Origin of the sequence: Mucilaginibacter aurantiaciroseus (assembly GCF_024055595.1) — a bacterium.
Lineage (GTDB): Bacteria > Bacteroidota > Bacteroidia > Sphingobacteriales > Sphingobacteriaceae > Mucilaginibacter > Mucilaginibacter aurantiaciroseus.
Map to the genome: position 1 here is coordinate 101,025 of NZ_JAMXOF010000005.1, position 18,704 is coordinate 119,728.

Annotated in this window: 15 protein-coding genes; 6 read left to right on the forward strand and 9 right to left on the reverse strand. The window is 42.0% G+C overall.

The features are described from left to right. Positions 1–82 precede the first annotated feature (82 nt). Positions 83–1,837: an ABC transporter ATP-binding protein gene (locus tag NAF17_RS17820; RefSeq protein ID WP_252759382.1), complete on the forward strand. Its 1,755-nt coding sequence runs from the start codon at positions 83–85 to the stop codon at positions 1,835–1,837. Positions 1,838–2,063: 226 nt separating this feature from the next. Here NAF17_RS17820 and pyrH read toward each other — a convergent pair whose 3' ends face one another. From pyrH to NAF17_RS17855, 7 genes are all read right to left on the reverse strand, one after another. Further along, a complete protein-coding gene (gene pyrH, locus NAF17_RS17825; RefSeq protein WP_252759383.1) occupies positions 2,064–2,768 on the reverse strand; it encodes a UMP kinase in 705 nt (234 codons plus the stop codon). 50 nt (positions 2,769–2,818) lie between these two features. Then, a complete protein-coding gene (gene nagA / locus NAF17_RS17830) occupies positions 2,819–3,940 on the reverse strand; it encodes an N-acetylglucosamine-6-phosphate deacetylase (RefSeq protein WP_252759384.1) in 1,122 nt (373 codons plus the stop codon). A gap of 203 nt (positions 3,941–4,143) precedes the next feature. Beyond that, a complete protein-coding gene (gene tsf, locus NAF17_RS17835; RefSeq protein WP_252759385.1) occupies positions 4,144–4,995 on the reverse strand; it encodes a translation elongation factor Ts in 852 nt (283 codons plus the stop codon). Positions 4,996–5,141: 146 nt separating this feature from the next. Next, positions 5,142–5,996, reverse strand: a complete 855-nt coding sequence (gene rpsB / locus NAF17_RS17840) for a 30S ribosomal protein S2 (protein ID WP_252759386.1) — start codon at positions 5,994–5,996, stop codon at positions 5,142–5,144. Positions 5,997–6,015: 19 nt separating this feature from the next. Beyond that, a complete protein-coding gene (rpsI, locus tag NAF17_RS17845; protein WP_252759387.1) occupies positions 6,016–6,402 on the reverse strand; it encodes a 30S ribosomal protein S9 in 387 nt (128 codons plus the stop codon). A 25-nt stretch (positions 6,403–6,427) separates the two neighbouring features. After that, entirely contained in the window at positions 6,428–6,865 is a 438-nt protein-coding gene (rplM, locus tag NAF17_RS17850; protein ID WP_252759388.1) for a 50S ribosomal protein L13, read from the reverse strand. 517 nt (positions 6,866–7,382) lie between these two features. Continuing rightward, complete coding sequence (locus tag NAF17_RS17855) at positions 7,383–8,402, reverse strand: aldo/keto reductase (protein ID WP_252759389.1); 1,020 nt, start codon at positions 8,400–8,402, stop codon at positions 7,383–7,385. A gap of 84 nt (positions 8,403–8,486) precedes the next feature. Between NAF17_RS17855 and NAF17_RS17860 the strand changes: the two genes are divergently transcribed. Continuing rightward, positions 8,487–8,846 (forward strand): hypothetical protein, encoded by a 360-nt coding sequence (locus NAF17_RS17860; protein WP_252759390.1) that lies wholly within the window; start codon positions 8,487–8,489, stop codon positions 8,844–8,846. A 123-nt stretch (positions 8,847–8,969) separates the two neighbouring features. Here NAF17_RS17860 and NAF17_RS17865 read toward each other — a convergent pair whose 3' ends face one another. Further along, positions 8,970–9,950: an acyl-ACP desaturase gene (locus tag NAF17_RS17865; protein ID WP_252759391.1), complete on the reverse strand. Its 981-nt coding sequence runs from the start codon at positions 9,948–9,950 to the stop codon at positions 8,970–8,972. A gap of 45 nt (positions 9,951–9,995) precedes the next feature. Further along, positions 9,996–11,084, reverse strand: coding sequence for a glycoside hydrolase family 5 protein (locus NAF17_RS17870; protein ID WP_252759392.1), 1,089 nt, complete (start codon positions 11,082–11,084; stop codon positions 9,996–9,998). 110 nt (positions 11,085–11,194) lie between these two features. Here NAF17_RS17870 and NAF17_RS17875 point away from each other — a divergent pair, with 110 nt between their 5' ends. The 4 genes from NAF17_RS17875 to NAF17_RS17890 are packed head-to-tail and all read left to right on the forward strand — an operon-like array spanning position 11,195 to position 18,121. Further along, positions 11,195–12,541, forward strand: coding sequence for a sensor histidine kinase (locus NAF17_RS17875; RefSeq protein WP_252759393.1), 1,347 nt, complete (start codon positions 11,195–11,197; stop codon positions 12,539–12,541). A gap of 13 nt (positions 12,542–12,554) precedes the next feature. Continuing rightward, a complete protein-coding gene (locus NAF17_RS17880) occupies positions 12,555–14,642 on the forward strand; it encodes a cellulose biosynthesis cyclic di-GMP-binding regulatory protein BcsB (protein WP_252759394.1) in 2,088 nt (695 codons plus the stop codon). A 49-nt stretch (positions 14,643–14,691) separates the two neighbouring features. Then, complete coding sequence (locus tag NAF17_RS17885) at positions 14,692–16,539, forward strand: glycosyltransferase (protein ID WP_252759395.1); 1,848 nt, start codon at positions 14,692–14,694, stop codon at positions 16,537–16,539. A gap of 1 nt (position 16,540) precedes the next feature. Continuing rightward, positions 16,541–18,121 carry a hypothetical protein gene (locus NAF17_RS17890; RefSeq protein ID WP_252759396.1) on the forward strand — a complete coding sequence of 527 codons (1,581 nt, stop codon included), beginning with the start codon at positions 16,541–16,543 and terminating at the stop codon, positions 18,119–18,121. The last annotated feature ends 583 nt before the right edge of the window (positions 18,122–18,704 follow it).

Genomic DNA, 18,704 nt, shown 5'->3' on the forward strand with positions numbered 1-18,704 from the left:
GACAAACTACTTATTAACCCCATTGTCAAATTAAAGGGAATGAGCCGCTTAGCCATTCCTTTTTTTATTTTTGTATTAAAGCATGAAAATATTACTTTCTTATCTTTCAAAACACCGCTTGGTGGTGATATTAGCGCTCTTTTTGGCGGCTACAAACATCGGTTTTTCCCTGCTTGATCCTTATATTACTGGCCGTATAGTCGATAACTTTATTGAGAAATATAAAGTACTTAGTCATGACGAGTATATGTTCGGCGTGCTTAAACTGGTAGGCCTTGCTATTGGCGTGGCTATGGTATCGCGTATAGCTAAAAATTTTCAGGATTATTTCACAAACATCATTACCCAAAAGGTGGGTGCCGAAATGTATGCGGATGGACTTAAGCATTCCCTTGAACTTCCCTATCAGGTATTTGAGGACCAGCGCAGCGGCGAAACCCTGGGCATCCTGCAAAAGGTACGTTTAGATTGCGAAAAATTCATCACAGCTTTCATCAGCATTTTATTTGTAAGCTTGATAGGTATGGTGTTCGTTATCGTTTACTCGGCCACGGTAAGCTATCAGGTAACGCTGGTTTATTTTGCCGCTATCCCGGTTATCACCTTTGTGAGCATGGCCATGAGCCGCAAGATAAAACGGATCCAAAAAAACATCGTTGCCGAAACCACCGCATTGGCAGGTTCAACTACCGAATCGTTAAGAAATATTGAACTCATTAAAAGCCTTGGCCTTGCCAAACAAGAGATCAAACGCCTAAACACAACAACCTACAAGATCCTCGATCTGGAGTTAAAAAAGGTGAAATATGTGCGGAGCATGAGCTTTGTACAAGGCACTACAGTAAACTTTGTGCGGAGTGTTATGGTGGTAGTTTTACTAATGCTGATATTTAAGCAAACCATTTCGCCGGGACAATATTTTAGTTTTTTATTCTATTCGTTCTTCCTGTTTAACCCATTGCAGGAGCTTGGTAACGTTATATTAAGCTGGCGCGAGGCCGAGGTTTCTTTAGCTAACTTTAAAAAAATCCTAAGTATCCCTATCGACAAGAAACCGGAAAAACCGGTATTATTAGAAAAGGTACGAAGCCTCGCATTTAGCGATGTAAGCTTTAAACATCTAACCGCAAACCGCAACGCGCTTAACAATATCAGCTTTAAATCCAATACCGGCGAAACTATTGCCTTTGTTGGGCCATCGGGATCAGGTAAAACTACGTTGGTGAAGCTGTTGGTTGGTTTGTACCAGCCGTTAGAAGGTGATATCTTGTATAACGATATCCTAAGCAAAGAAATTGACCTTGACCAGCTGCGCGAAAAAATTGGTTTTGTAACCCAGGACACACAATTATTCTCGGGCACCATCCGCGAGAATTTGCTGTTTGTGAACCCAACCGCTATCGACGAGGAATGTATGAACGTACTGCAGCGCGCTGCCTGCCAAACCCTACTTTCCCGTGCCGATAATGGCCTGGATACCGTAATTGGTGAAGGTGGTGTAAAGGTATCCGGTGGAGAGAAACAACGTTTATCCATTGCCCGTGCACTGCTCCGTAAACCGGATATATTGGTATTTGACGAGGCTACGTCTTCATTGGATTCTATTACCGAGGAAGAAATAACCGATACCATCCGCGATGTATCTGTACTGAACGATCATATTACTATATTGATAGCCCACCGCTTGTCAACCATTATGCATGCCGATTGCATCTATGTATTGGAGAAAGGGCACATTATCGAATCCGGTAAGCATCACGATCTGATAGATCAGAAAGGCCTATATTACGCCATGTGGAGGCAACAGATTGGTGAGAAGCATACAGTGGATGCGTAAATAAACCAGGTATGCCATGCACCTCCCCCGAGCGTTATCGGTAACGATAGCGTAGCAATCCCATACTTACAGAGCCGCAGACATGTCTATCTAAGATTGCCACGCTACGCTCAGCAATTACGGTTAGTTATAACAAAGAAAGCCCCGCTAAATAAACTGCCCCCAAAAGTTAAATACTTATTGGGGGCAGTTTAAAAATCAGCAGGGCTTTAATCTTAACAAGCTTTTATTTTACCAGCGTACCAATTGGTTCGCCTTTGGCAATTTTCATGAAGTTGCCTTCTTTGTTCATATCAAAAACGATAATAGGAAGTTTATTTTCCTGGCAAAGGGTAATGGCGGTCATGTCCATTACGTTTAGGCCTTTGTCGTATACTTCCTGGAAGCTGATCTCATCATAGCGGGTTGCTAACGGATCTTTCTCCGGGTCAGCAGTATAGATACCATCCACACGGGTACCTTTCAGTACAACGTCTGCCTTTATCTCTATGGCACGTAATGATGCTGCTGTATCCGTAGTAAAATATGGGTTACCTGTACCCGCACCAAATATCACAATTTTACCAACTTCCAAATGGTGCATAGCGCGGCGGCGGATGTATGGCTCACAAATCTGTTCCATTTTAATTGCCGACTGTAAGCGGGTTTCTACTCCAATGCTTTCCAAGGCATTTTGTAGCGCCATACAGTTTATAACGGTTGCAAGCATGCCCATATAATCGGCCTGGGCGCGTTCCATGCCGCTTTTTTCGGCACTAAGTCCTCTAAAAATATTACCACCACCAACAACTATGGCAATTTCGATACCCTCGTCTTTAACCGCTTTTATATCGTACGCGTATTGCAGAACCTGGTTGTTATCAATACCGTACTGGCGTTCGCCCATCAGGGATTCGCCGCTAAGCTTTAGTAGGACTCTTTTGTATTTCATTTATAAGGAAGATTTATCAAAAATAGATAATAAATGGTATTGTTAAAGTTTTATGTTGTAGGTGTTAAATAATTCCCCTGCAATATCGTTGCCAGTGTTTGGAATTGTGCGTTAAAGATGATCAGATCGGCATCAAAGCCTGCCTTTATCCTACCCTTTGTTTTTTTTCCGGCAAGTTCCGCAGGATAAAGAGTTGCCATGTTAACGGCTTCAGCCAGTTCAATCCCTACATGCTCTACGCAGTTTTGTACGGCTTTTAGCATGGTTAAACTTGATCCGGATAGCGTACCATCGGGCATTACGTATTTGTTGCCTTCTAAGCGGTGCTGATAAGCGCCTTCGGTAGCCGCGGTAACGGCATCAGTTATCAAAAATAATTTATCGCCCAGCTCGCGTTTGGCTAAACGGATCATCGGCCAATCCACATGGTTACCATCAGCAACAATACTGGAATATGGCTTTTCTTCGAATATGGCTGGAATATATCCCGGTTCGCGGTGGTGCATTTGCGGCATGGCATTAAACAAATGCGTTACCGCCGGGATCGGTTTATTTAAAAAGCCTTTTCCCTGCTCGTAAGTAGCATTGCTATGGCCGGATGATATGATGATGCCCTGCGCGTGCAGGTAATCTATCACGTCCTGGTCCTGTAGCTCCGGCGCAATGGTTATCATCGTGATAACACCATCAGCCTGTTCTACCCAGCTTTTAACTTCGGCAAGCGTTGCTTTCTTGATCAGTTCGGCAGGGTGTGCGCCTTTTTTGGCTACGTTTAAATATGGCCCTTCCAGGTGTACGCCCCAAAAGTTGCCCCTTGCATTTGCGCGGTATTCTTTTGCTGCCGCGATGCCTGCCTCAACAATCTCATTGGTGTTTGTCCCGATGGTTGCAAAGAAGCCTGTAGTTCCCTGGTTTAGCAGGTCATCCTCCATACGTTTTAGGGCAGATACTTCTGGTTTGCCGGCAAACAGTTTACCGCCGCTGCCATAGATCTGCAGGTCGATAAAACCAGGTGCAAGGTAAGCGCCGTTAAGGTCTTTCTTTTCAGCATCCGCAGGGATGCTGGTTTCGTCAATAATAGCGTTTATATGGCTGCCTTTAATTAAAACGGCTTTGCCCTTGGCGATGGTACCGCCGGAGATGAGTTTAAGGTTGTAAAGTGCTGTTATCATATAAGCCCTCTCTAAACGATATAGCCCTCATGAACACCATAAGGAATATACCCGGTGAATAATCTCCTCCGCTGGTTAGCGGAGAGACTTTATATTTAATTTTAACTAATCCCCTTTTGCAACAAAGCCCTCCCTACCGGGGAAGGTTGGATGGGGCAAGCAAAAAAAATCCCCCTCGTTAATAACGAGGGGGGATAATATAATTAAGCTCCTAAAGCTACTCGCTTAAATGCTGTAACGGTTAGGCCTTTATCAACCGCGTCTAAGAACTGTGCTACAGTTTTAGAAGAGTCTTTAACAAACTCCTGGTTTAATAAGGTAGAGTCTTTGTAAAATTTGTTCAGTTTACCTGCAGCTATCTTTTCAACCATTGCTTCCGGTTTGCCTTCCGCGCGGATCTGATCTTTTGCAATTTCAGTTTCACGTTCGATGGTTGTTGAATCAACACCATCTTTATCGATAGCAACAGGGTTCATGGCAGCAATTTGCATTGCAACGTCTTTACCTGCTTCATCAGCGCCGGCAACATCTTTGCTTAAACCAACCAATACACCTAAACGGTAGTTACCGTGGATGTAAGCTACAACTTTATCACCTTCGATAACTTCGTATTTAGATACGCCGATCTTTTCGCCGATCTTACCTGTTTTGTCGATGATAGCATCACCAATTTTTACAGTAGTATTTTCAACGTCGATACTAAGGTCGTAAAGGGCTTCGATAGAAGCAGGTTTGCTTTGAACAGCCGCGTTTGCAATTTCGTTAGCGAAAGCAACAAACTCAGCGTTTTTAGCCACAAAATCTGTTTCGCAGTTAAGTTCGATAACAACACCTGTTTTGAAATCTTCTGAAGTACGTGCTATAACAACACCTTCGTTAGATTCGCGGTCCTGGCGGCTTGCAGCAACTTTAGCACCTTTTTTTCTTAAAAAATCAATAGCAGCTTCAAAATCGCCATTGGTTTCAGTTAAAGCTTTTTTGCAATCCATCATGCCCGCACCTGTTTGCTGGCGCAGTTTGTTTACATCTGATGCAGATATTTGTACTGTAGACATTTTGTTTTGGTTAAATAGTGGGTAGTGGTGGTGAGTAGTTGTTTTACTTATCATCCCCAGCACTAAATTTTATTAATGAGTAAGTGGTGAATAGTAAACGGTAAGTTTAAACAACTCACTATTCACTAATCACCACTCACTTAAAATTATTCTTCTGTTGAATCAGCAGCAGGAGCCTCAGTTTCAGTAGCCTCAGCGGTTACTTCTGCAGTCCTTTTACGTTTGCCACCTTCAGAGCGGTCAGCTACTTCAGGAGCATCAGCTTTTGCTTTTGAAGCTGCTGCTTCTTTTTCAGTTTCGTCTTCTTTTTCGCGTTTGCGCTCATCTAAACCTTCTTCGATTGCTTTGATGATAATACCGGTGATCAATGAAATTGATTTGGTAGCATCGTCATTCGCCGGGATAGGGAAATCGATGTTCGAAGGATCAGAGTTTGTATCAACCATCGCGAAAGTCGGGATGTTTAATTTCAAAGCCTCAGATACTGCGATGTGCTCTTTCTTAACGTCGATCAGGAACAACGCAGCAGGTAAACGGTTTAGATCCGCAATACCACCTAACAATGTTTCTAATTTGATACGCTCGCGCTGTATCATCAAACGCTCTTTCTTAGAAAGGTTGCTATAAGTACCGTCTTTAGTCAATTTATCGATGTTTGACATCTTTTTGATCGACTTGCGTACGGTAGCAAAGTTGGTTAACATACCACCCAACCAACGCTCGGTGATGTAAGGCATATTTACGCCTTTTGCATATTCAGCTACGATATCTTTCGCTTGTTTCTTTGTTGCTACGAATAATATTTTACGACCTGATTTTACAATTTGTTTAATTGCTGCAGCAGCCTCTTCAACCTTTGATAAGGTTTTATTTAAATCTATAATGTGGATACCGTTACGCTCCATGAAAATGTACTGTGACATTTTCGGATCCCATTTGCGGGTAAGGTGACCAAAGTGTACACCTGCATCCAGTAAGTCCTGATATGTTGTTCTTGCCATTGTTTGTGTCCTCCTTAAATTATCGTTTACTGAATTGGAATTTCTTACGTGCTTTCTTGCGTCCTGGTTTTTTACGCTCAACCATACGGTCATCACGTGTCATTAAACCTTTAGCGCGTAATGCTGGTTTTTTCTCCGGATCCAGTTCAACAATAGCTTTCGCAATAGCTAAACGAACGGCTTCTGCCTGGCCTTTAACACCACCACCTGCAACGTTTACTTTAACATCAAATTTACCGGCAGAGCCAGAAACTTCTGTTGATTGCATAACGATGTACTGTAATGGTAAGGTAGGGAAGTACTCTTTGTAATCTTTACCGTTAACGATAATGGTGCCGGTGCCATCGTTCAAATAGATACGGGCCACAGCGGTTTTTCTTCTGCCTGAAGTGTTAGTTGTTGGCATTTTCTTTTCTCCTTGTGATTAAAAATTAAATGGTTGTTGGATTTTGAGCGGCATGAGGATGCTCTGCACCTGCGTAAACATGCAGGTTACCATAAATAGCACGGCCTAAACGATTTTTAGGTAACATACCACGTACGGCTTTTTCAATCACACGCTCAGGATGCTTTACCATTAACTCTTTTGGAGAAATGAAACGCTGACCACCCGGGTAACCGGTGTAAGAAACATACTGCTTTTCGCTGAATTTGTTTCCGGTCAGTTTAACCTTGTCTGCATTGATAACGATCACATTATCTCCGCAGTCTACGTGTGGGGTGAACCCTGGCTTGTGTTTACCTCTGATCATCATTGCGATCTTAGTACACAAGCGCCCCAAAATCTCATTGTTTGCATCAACAACAACCCATTCTTTATTAACGGTTTTCTTGTTGGCTGAGACAGTTTTGTAACTTAACGTATTCACTTGCTTTTAATTAAATTTATTAAACGTATACTTTACCCCGTAATTACGGGACTGCAAAGATACGCCTATTTATTTAATTTACAAATGGTTTATGAGGAATTATTGGACGGGTAAAGAGGGATGGGGTTAGGTTATTGGGTTAGCGTAAAATCGGGATAGGTTTTTTGATGGATTTGGTTTGTTAAGTGATTTAATTAGGTAAAAGCAGTTATCGTTAAGTAGAAAAGCGGCGGTTTAAACTATTATTATTTTATGGGCGTTGCCTGCGGCCCGGGCTATCCGTTGCAACTCCTCATTTCAGGCTGCCGATAGATGCCGCCTTACATTCCGGGGTTTACACTGCTATCCCTAACGCGGCCGTCTTAAATGCAAAAAGACGCGAAGTACCGCGTCTCTAAACCAACCCGTCATTGCGAGCGTAGCATGGCAATCTTCGATAGAAAAGTAGGCGACCCGCTTATCGAAAATTGCCACGTCGCTATCGCTCCTCGCAATGACGCGTGTTTTATCCTCTTTATCACCTCTTCTCTACCCTATCATAAAACCCACCGAAGCTGTTTACCTTCACAGCCTCTTCCGCGAAGAAATCTCCCGGGAAACCTAATTCTATTTTGCTGGCATCGTCCAGTTTGGCAATATGCTCCGGGGTTAATACAACGTCCACTGTTTTCAGATTATCTTTTAATTGGTCAATTTTGGTAGCGCCAACAATTGGGATACAACTGAAACCTTTGCTCATGGTCCATTGCAGGGCTACGTGGCTTTCAGATACACCAAGTTCCTCGGCTATTTCCATTACTACTTTGGTGATACTTTCGGCGCGGGCATCCAGGCGCTTACTGTCGGCTTTAATGCGGCCTTTGTCGCCTTTTAGGTATTTACCGGTTAATGCGCCACCGGCCAATGGTGCCCATGGCGTAATCGTCATCCCGAAATGTTTAGCCATCGGGATCAGCTCGCGCTCGGCAGTACGGGCAAGCAGGCTGTATTCCACCTGCAAGGCTATGAACTGGCTCCAGCCCATCAGCTCGGCAAGGGTGTTGCCTTTTGCTACTACCCAGGCAGGGGTGTCGCTTATGGCGGCATAGGTTACCTTACCTTGTTTAATCAGGTCGTCCAGGCCGCGCAGCACCTCATCTATAGGCGTAATATCGTCCCAAATGTGCAGATATAACACATCTATAAAATCCGTCTTTAAACGTTTAAGACTGTCCTCCACGCTACGCATCATGTTCTTGCGACTATTCCCGCTGGCGTTGGGGTTGGTTATATTATCCTTTAAAGTATATTTTGTGGCGAGCACAAAGTAATCGCGGTCCTGGGTCGACAGATAGTCGCCAATGATCTTTTCGCTGGTGCCAAGTTTATAGATATTGGCCGTATCCAGGAAGTTGCCGCCGGCGTTGGCGTATGCGTCCATGATCTCGAAACTGGTTGCGGCATCTGCGCCCCATCCGCCTTGGGTGCCAAAGCCCATGGTGCCTAAACAAAGTTCGGATACTTTAAGGCCCGAGCGGCCCAGTAATTTATATTTCATAGTGATGTATTTGTTATGTAAACGCTGTAAGCAAAACTCCTGTTTTTAAAACCGCAAATAAAAATGCCGGTAAACAATACGTGTATGCCAATTGTAAATATATCAAACATTACCGCCATGAAGATCATCACCTTGCATAAACCTGTTAACGTTAACGAGCTTTACAATCACATTAACGAGAGGCTTAACCCCATTTTCCATAAGCAAAAGCAAAGCGACATCAGTTTTACCATAAGTAATACCCCGGCAGGCGTCGAAATCACGCAACCAGAGTTTTATGAGGGCGTTCTGTTCACCATTGCCGTGCAGCACGATGAGCTTTGGATAACCCGCAACGAGCATTATGTGGACGATGTAAACAACATCACGGTAGAATCTATCCTAAACAGTTTATTTGATGATATCTCGAATGGACGGGGAACGGATCTGGTGCAGGAGGGGTAGTGTAATAGTTTTACTCGCCCCTAATACGCTTCGCTGGTCTACCCCTTTTGCTACACAAAGAGGGTGAAAAAACAAAAACCCGCTTTGCAAAAACAAAGCGGGTTTCATAATATCTGTTATAGCTTATCCGTTGATCCAGCTGAACTTATATTCCAGCATTGGGTTTTTCATACGTTCGGCAACGCGGATGAGGCGGTTTGGCAGGTTCATGATGTAATCACGGGCCTTTTCGCCGTCCTCTTTCAGGTCAGTAACGCTTTCGATATGCCAGTCTTCTATCAGTTCTTTTAATATATCAACGTAGTCGATAGCAGTGTAAATACCCAAACGCTCTGCAGCATCGGTAAAGTGGCCGAATGTTTGGCCGATCTTCAAACCAATCTCGCGCAGGAAGTGGGCAGGCATCACAATTTTTTTGCGCATCATATCTTCAAAGGCAAGCATAGCCTCGTTAGGGTCAACCTCAAATATTTTTTCGATAAAGTATTTGTAGGCTTTAGCGTGGCGGGCTTCGTCGCTGGCAATTACACCACACATTTTTGATAACAGCGCATCTCCATCCTTTTTAGCCTGTGAGGCTACGCGGCGGTGAGATACATTTGTTGCCAGCTCCTGAAAGGATGTATAGATAAAGTTACGGTATGGGTCGTGGCCGGTACCTATGTCAAAACCATCGGCAATAAGGTATTGGGTAGATACCTCCATCATGCGCATATTAACACGGCCGCTTAAGTAAAGGTATTTGTTTAAAAGATCGCCATGGCGATTCTCTTCTGCTGTCCAGTGGCGAGTCCATTTCATCCAGCCACCTTCTTCGTTATCAGATACACCTTCAACCATGCTTAACCACGATTCGTAGGTAGGCAGGGCTTCTTCGGTAATGGTATCGCCTATCAGCACGGCAACAAGGTCATAAGATAAGCCCTTTGCGCTTTCCTGCATCTCTTTTATCTCGCTAAAAAACGTACCCCTCGACGCGTCAGGCAAAAAATCTGACGGCTGCCAAATGGTATCGATAGGCTTAAGATACTCGCTCATCTTTTCAAGCATGAACTTCTCTATATGCCCCATTACTTCTTTACGTTTATCCTCAAAAAACTTCATAGTATTATCTTAGGTGGGCAAAGTTAATCATTTAAATCTATAATATTATTTCGCCCCGGTATAATCAATCGCCTGTTTCATACAGTCGCTTAAGTTGTTAATTGCGGGTGGGCCATTAAATATCGAGAAGTTGTTATTATAATCCCACATTATCCCCGGTATGCCCATTTCCTTTAAATTTTTACGTACCGCCTTTATATATCTGCAACGGCTGTCTGCATCGGCATACTTATTATATACACCATACTCGCCGCATAATATAGGTACGCCATACTTGGCCCCCCAGTTTTTTACAATTAGCAATTTATCGTGTACCGATTGTTCGTTACCATCGGTACAGTACTGGTAATAATTATGCTCGCCCCATGTACCAACTGCTTTTGGGTTTAACGGCGGGTATGTTTTTACATTATATGGAAACGGCACCCCCGTGGTAGCCATTTGGTTGCCAACCCAATCTGCCCCCTGGTGTGTAAAAAAAAACGGCTCATAAAAATGGAAGGTGTAAATGATGTTCTCATCGGCAAGCCTTTCCATACGGCTTAACTCGTAAATGCTGTTAAAGTTTGATGCGCCTACAATTAAAGTGCGTTTCTTATCAACCTTACGGATGGCGGTTACAATATTGTAAGAAGCATCTTTCCACACTTTGGGGTTCATGTGGGGCGGCTCGTTATATAACTCAAAAAAAACTATTTCCGGGCTTTCCCGTCTATATCTATTAGTTAATATAAGCCATAGGTTAATAAGCTTTGGCGTTTCAGTTAAATAATTAGTATCATTTAAATTACCATAATGATAATCAATAATAAATTTTAGCCCATGCGCCTTACATTGTTTCAAAACTTCATCAATATGAGTAAATACTTTCTCAACCGGAATATTTTGGCTTTGGAAGTATGCAAATGCAACAGGCAGCCTAATACTTTTAAACCCAAGTTGTCTTATTAACTCAAAATCGGCATTTTTAATGGGCTTTATACTTAAAACATCCTTGTTCCAGGTTTGCTCCAGCCAGGATACACTTACGCCGGGCCCAATACTTTTAGCTCTATTAAAGGCAATTTGCCTTTCGGTTAAAAATATTGGATTACTTTTTGCAATATTACACTGCATTATTATAATTAATATCATAATAGGCAGGTTTATAAACAGTTTTGGAAACGTATTTTTGAGAACTGGATTTTTCAATGTTTTAGTGCTTATTAAAAGTTAACTTATTTATTATAATTTAAGAACACAAAATGTTTGTTCAAATTTCAAAAGAAGAGTATACAAAAGAGATATCCAAAAAAGCCTGGTATCAAACTAATAATATAATCTGGACAATTATATTCCTTTACCCCATCTTCAGTATTGTCGATTTTATATACGCAAACAACATTTGGGTGCAGTTTTTAATTGTACGTATTATTACTGTACTTATTATATACGGCTTGTACAGTTTTTTCCAGGCGCGCAGGTATAATTACCGAACGTTGCTGCATATCGCCTTCTTCCTGTTATCAATTACGTGTGCAATTTTATGTAATGTAGTTAATATTCAACAGCAGAATACTTACTACCTAATATACGCAACCATCATATTGTTTTTTAACCTGCAGGTTTTTTGGGAGCCTATAAACTCTATCATTCAAACTTTAGCAGCATTATTATTGCTTGCCATATTTTATAACCTTTTTAGCGAGTACACATTAGACCTTGTTATTAGCAACGGCGGGCAAGTTTTCTTCATTATTGCCTTCATTTCCTGTTTAATACCCAACGCGCGTTACAAAGTTATTGCGCGCGATGTACGCTCGCAGCTCCTGATCGAAAAAAGCAACGAACAGCTTAAAGAACAAAACCAAAACATCAACGAAAAAAATAATATTATTGACCGCCAGTACGAGCAACTACGCAAGCTTGACGATCAAAAAAACAGCTTCATAAATATTGCCGGCCACGACCTAAAGAACCTTATAGGTTCTATAATGATGAGCAACAACATGCTTAAAGAAGAGGATTACCGCCTCAGTTCCGACCAAAAAGACTATACCAGCTATATTGGTGAGAGTGCCGAAAAAATGCAGTACATGCTTAACAAGCTTATGGATGTTAAGGAGATCGAGTCGCCGGAGATGAAATTTAACCTGGAGATATTTGATATTAACGCCGAAGTTAACCATGTATTTAAGGGCTTGCAGGAAACGGCCCAGATGAAAAATATCCATTTGACGGATAACATTTTAAAACTGCCGCTTAACGTAAAACTTGACAAAGTATTTGTGGGCCAGATTTTTCAAAATTTACTCTCAAATGCTATAAAGTTTTCGCAAACCAACAACGATATAAAAGTTGTTTCCAATTTACAACGCCAGAAATTTGTGTTCGAGATTATTGATGAGGGTGTTGCCATTGGGCAGGAAGAACTTGAAATGATGTTTAACAAGCTAAAAACGCTTAATGATGCATCGGGCCCTATGGAGAGCAGGCTAGGCCTGGGCCTTTCTATTGCCAAACTAATGACCAAAGAGCTTGGTGGTGAGCTTATTTACCGTAGCGACGATAACGGCAACTATTTTAGAGTAGAATTTTACGTAATAAACTAACGACTATAATCTGATGAAAAGATTTCTGACTTTCCTGGCTTTCATACTAATTACCACGGCCTCGTACTCCCAAAAAATTATGTCCTTTAAAGCAATGGGCCATAACGATGACGAACCCATATTTGGTATGAGTGGCGCCAGTTCCTTTTATTTCAAGATCATCCCTCAGTATGAAATAAACGGTAGTAAGCTGGTTATATACTTTGAACCGTCGCAGGCGTTGATCCGCGACAAGTCATACATCAACTTATTTGTTGGTACCAAACCGGTATATAGCGGCCGCTTAACAAAAGACTCTATCCAGAAAATTGTTTTTCCATTATCTAAGGTTGATATCTCAACAGATAACTACCTTAAAGTAACCGTTAAAACACTTTTAACCATTACAGACGACCAATGTCGCGACCTGGATAACCCGGCCATGTGGTTAAAAATCAAGAACTACTCTTATCTGTCGTTGTTAAAAAGCAGTAAAAACTTCTTCAATAATATAAACATCAGCAATTGTTTCGATTCAAAAACAGCCATAGTTTACAACAGCAACCCAAGCCTGCATGATCTTAAGGCGGTTGCCTGGGCATATTCGAGATTAAAGAAAACACAAACCAAAAACATTGGTGTTTACGAATTAGATAAATTACCGGATAGCGTACGTAACTACATTATGGTTGGTACCATGCCAACTTTACCGGCAAATAAACAAGCATTAGTAAAAGTTACACCACAAGCCAACCAGGGCTTGTTATACCTGCATAAATCTGTAGCTACGGTAACCGATACGGTAACCCGTATGGTTGATGCAGGCGGCAGGTTTACATCTGTTAAATCGGTATTGTTAGAATCTGTACCTACAGAGATATTGTTTGTTACCGGTGGTGATGACGCAGGTTACGAAAAAACCATTACCGCTTTAGGCAATATGAATGTGCTTAACTCAACCTTTGGCGATTACCTTTTGGTAAATAAAGCACAAAATACCTTCTTTAAAACTATTGATGAGAACCGCTCTAAACTAACGTTAAAGCAAATTGGCGGTAATAGCGATTTCTTGTCAGGTATCGGCTCGTTAAAAAGCTCGTTCAACTTTAAAAACTCCGATTTTAGCTTTACCCCCAAAGAGGTTGAGATCCGCATAGTTGCTAACTACAGCGCCCTAAACCCGGGCGACCGTGGTTTTTTTAACATATACCTTAACGGCCTATTGTTAAGCAGCGAAAAATTAGATGCATCGGGTAAGTTAAACTCATCTATTACCATTAACCGTTACCAGCACCACAAGTACAACACACTTGAGGCCGAGTTTAGATTTTACCCTAACAATGGTAACTGTAAAAACAGCTTTACCAACTTTTTTGCCGAGATAGACGCTGATAAATCATACCTGGAATCTAAAAACCCGTTCATCACCAGCGATCTAAGCTTCTACCAATATCCTGAAGCGTTTAACAACGGCACAACCCGCATAGTGGTATCAAAACCATATGCCAAATATGCTGCAGGCGCCATGGGCGAGATCGTTTATGAGCTAAACAATAACATTAATGCTAATAACTTCCCTGAGTTTATATACTCTGAGGATATTGCCAAAACACCATCAGAGCTTAAAAAGAATAACATTATAGCCTTATTATCTAAGGATGATAAGTTGCTGGAAGAGTTCCCGGATGCCCCTATTAAGTTTAACCGCAACTTTAGGCTGTACAATACCGATAATAATACGGTGGTGTACTCGCTGTCAGATACAACATCAAACGGTTTGGCCCAGATCTTCTATGGCCGAAGCAACAATGCAACGCTGGTATTAACCGCCACTGGTAAACACCTGGCCGATGCTTTCCTTGCTGCATCAAAATCAATTACCGAGCGGCTATCAACGCTGAGCAGTAACGTTTGTATCTCTGATGTTAACAATAACAAATACCTGTTTAATATAAATAAATCAAGCGAGAACCTGGAGTACATTGACACCAAGAGCGCGTTAACCCGTTTCTGGGATACTTACAACCTTTACATCTTATTAGGCATACTGGTGCTTATACTGTTATCATTCCTTTACATCCGTTCAAAGGTCCAAAAATCGCAGGAACTTTTTAACGACTAATGTTTAACGAAGCAGAGGCACAAGGTTTTAATTATATATTAATTTATTCATGAGTATATCAATTCCTGAATTGTTGACTAATGATGGGTTTATCACAGCAGGTGACCGCGATGCAATTGAAATACATTCAAATGAATCGGGGTTATCCTTCATCAAGATAGCGCTCACTTCGGGATATATTTCACGTAAAAATTACGACCGGTGCATACTTAACGCGGGGTATACGCTTAACGAGCATCCCCGTGATGAAGCCTATGACGAAGAGGTGCTCAGCAAAATAGACCTCAACTTTGCGCACGACCGTTTGGCCATGCCGCTGCGTATCCAAAATGGCAAGGTGGTTTGTTTAATGGCTTCGCCGGATGATACCCTGTTTATAGATTTTATCCGCTTTACTTACGATATGGAGCCCGAGATTATCCTGGCATCCGATCTGGATATTACCTGGCTTAGCAACAAGTTACTGGGCGATAAATATACCAAGTCGGCTGTATTTGAGCTGATGAAGCGCGATCCGGATAGCTCTGCGGTGGTAACCTTTTCAACCGCGCAGCTTATTGTGATATTTGTGATCATAGCCATAGTTGCCATTGGCCTTGTGCTAAGCTTTAAGAACACATCCATCATCATCAACGTCATCATCAGTTCGTTCTTTTTGGTGGCCATTATATTTAAGCTTTTCCTGGCCCTGGTGGGTTCAAGGTTCGAGCTGCACCAGGCCGTAACCAAAGAGGAACTAAAATTGTTAAACGATGATGACCTGCCCATTTACACCATATTGTTGCCGGTATTTAGGGAAGATAAGCTGATCAAAAAACTCATCTGGAACCTGCAATCGATAGATTATCCACGCCATAAGCTGGATATTAAGCTATTGATAGAAGAAGAGGACGATAAAACGTTTAACGCGGTAAAAAACCTTGATTTCCCCGCGGTGTTTGAGGTGATAGTAGTACCCTATCATATGCCCAAAACAAAACCTAAAGCCTGTAACTACGGCCTGCACTTTGCCCGCGGCAAGTACCTAACTATATATGATGCCGAGGATATCCCCGATACTGATCAGCTTAAAAAAGTTGTTTCTTTATTTGGCAAGCTGCCTAAAGAATACATTTGCGTACAAAGCGCGTTAAACTACTTTAACCGTAACGAGAACTTCCTAACCCGTATGTTTACCCTGGAGTATTCGTACTGGTTTGATTATATGCTGCCGGGGCTGGATACCCTTGATATCCCTATCCCATTGGGCGGTACCAGTAACCACTTTAAACTGCATGAACTGGTAGAACTTGGCGCATGGGACCCCTTTAACGTAACCGAAGATGCCGACCTTGGTGTGCGCGTTTATGCAAAGGGTTATAAAGTTGCCATCATTAACTCTACCACTTATGAAGAAGCCAATAACGAGCCGTTTAACTGGATTCGCCAGCGTAGCCGCTGGATCAAGGGATACATGCAAACCTACCTGGTACACATGCGCCACCCGGTTGACTTTTGGAAAGAAATTGGCTGGAAAGGTTTCCTGGGTTTCAATTTCTTTATAGGCGCTACACCAATTATCTTTTTGGTATACCCGCTGTTACTAATCTTCTTTATCTGTTACGTTGTATTTGATCTTTCCGGCATCCGTACCCTCTTCCCGGATTGGGTACTGTTCATGTCCATCTTTAACCTCATGGTGGGCAACATCCTCATGATATACATCAACATGATAGCGGTATTTAAAAGGCGCTACTACGAGCTCATCCTGTTTGCTGTAGCCAACCCAATTTACTGGCTAATGCACTCCATATCGGCCTATAAAGGGCTGTATCAGCTAATTGTAAAGCCGTTCTACTGGGAAAAAACCAACCACGGATTAAGTAAAGTAAACAGCCCAACAAACGTTGTAAAATAATATGAAGCTAACGGGCACGCTATATCTTATTATATTAACCTTTATACTGATAGTTTACTACCTGGTATGTGGTATTTACCTTAATAACCTTGGGTATTACAACCACGAGTCGTTATTTTATATCGAAAAATCTAAAATAGTTTTTGAGGGGTTAGGTAACCGTTTAAAGGTAATGGGCTTAACTGCCCCAATCATTCCGTTTTATGCAACGTTTTTATTTAGTGTCATCAGCCAGTCGCTGGCACCCGTATTGGCATCAGCTGTTGGTACTGCTATATTGTTCCACGTAATAGCAACTACCATAGCAAAACGCTTAAATGATGATGGTTACGTTTGGTTATTGCTTATTCTATTTTTGTTCCACCCCGGTATTATTTATACCGCGGCATCTGGCAAAGGCATTTATTTGATCCTCATCTTCTTCTTCCTGTTCTTTCTTAACCTGTTTAAGTTTTATCGGTCAAACACAACGTTTCACGTATCCATAGCCAGCTTAAGTTTAGTTATCCTTATTTTTTGCGACTACAGGTTCATATGGCTTACGCTGTTTTTTTTGCCGCTGGTGCTATCCATCACTATCCACAGTTTAAACCTGGGCGAGCAGGAGTCTATTTTCAGGCTATTTTTAAGCTTTAATAGCCCGTCGTTAAGGCGTAAGCTTATCAACAAAACATTCGCGCTGTATATCATCTTATTTAGCCTGCCTTTGGCGGCGGTGCTTTGTTATAAACTTTTAAACCTTACCCACGCAAGCGATCTTAATTATTTTGCCGAAAGCCCCTACGCTACCTGGAATGTACTGGTAGATAAGCTAAGTTTTGAGCAGCTTACCACCAATACCGCGTACCGGATCCCCGAAACCTCTATCCTGATGTCCTTTCGTGTAGTGTTGTTCGCACCCATGATACTGATAGCCATATACCTGTTCCGCGAAAGCACTTACCAGGTATTAACCATACTTACACCGTTCGCTTTCATCGAGTTCTTACACATCAAGTACGACAAGGTTTTCCTGGCCTACCAATACTATATGATATTTTTAATACTGGCTTACCTATGCGTAATATTTAAGGCCCAAGTAGTAAAAAACCAAAGTGTATTTAAATTGCTGCTGCTGGCAACGGTGTTAATTCAATTATACACAGGCTGGTATTTCTTAAGAACGTCATCAATACCCGAAGAGCAGAATTTTATAAACGTTTTCTTTAAAGACAAAAAAGCCGATACCCAGCGCGATAACGAAGAGGTGGCCAACTATCTTAACAGCCTCCCGTCAGATTCACAGGTGCTGCTGGACGATGCCATCGCTTACAGCGTTATAGCCTTTACGCACGATATTAAGCCCATTACTATGCCTTACCAGGGCAACTACCTCAGCGCGCTTGAAACGCCCGATAAGTTTGTAGATTATGTAGTTGTAGCAAGCACCAGTAACGTAGTATCGGGCTACACACAACTAAATGATAAATACATCGGCCTTATCCGCCACAGCATATCCAATGTAAATTTCCGTAAGGTATTCGAAACCAATAACTGGGTAGTTTACCGCATTATAACCAACAAAAGTGGCAATACTTTTTAGGCCATAATACCAAGTAAAATTTCTTGAAAAGGTACTGCAGTAGTGCTTCCTGATTTGGTAGCCACGCTATCTGTACAAGCTTTGCCCCGGTAAACCAGCCTTGCGCGCAGGCAAAGGCTTTCCTGCCTATCGGGTTTAGTTAACCAGGGCGGTGCTTAATATAAATGGTTAAATCCCTTCCAACAATATAACATGCAGCACGTTTCTCCAACAAGTTTATATTGTCAATAATTATTCAACTATCAAAGGCGGCCATCCATAGATATATCTTTATTGAAGATTGGTAAAAAGGCATTTTTCTTCTAAAGGATAGCCAGGTTATGATTGGCCTCTTTGCATCTTAAAGTTTTCATGAGGCTATGTGATACGTCAGCACTTTCGGTACCACCCGCGAAAGCATTTGATATGATCAATAAATTAGAGCCTTATGCCCTAATTTCAGAGCAGATCATATTCAGGTCTTTGGGCGGAGTGGTTTTGGGTCATTTTGGGGCGGTTTTTAGGTGATTGAAATAGGGCTACAGGACGTAGTTTACCCTCAAATATACCGGTAATAACCACAGGCGGTGGTGGCACGATATTG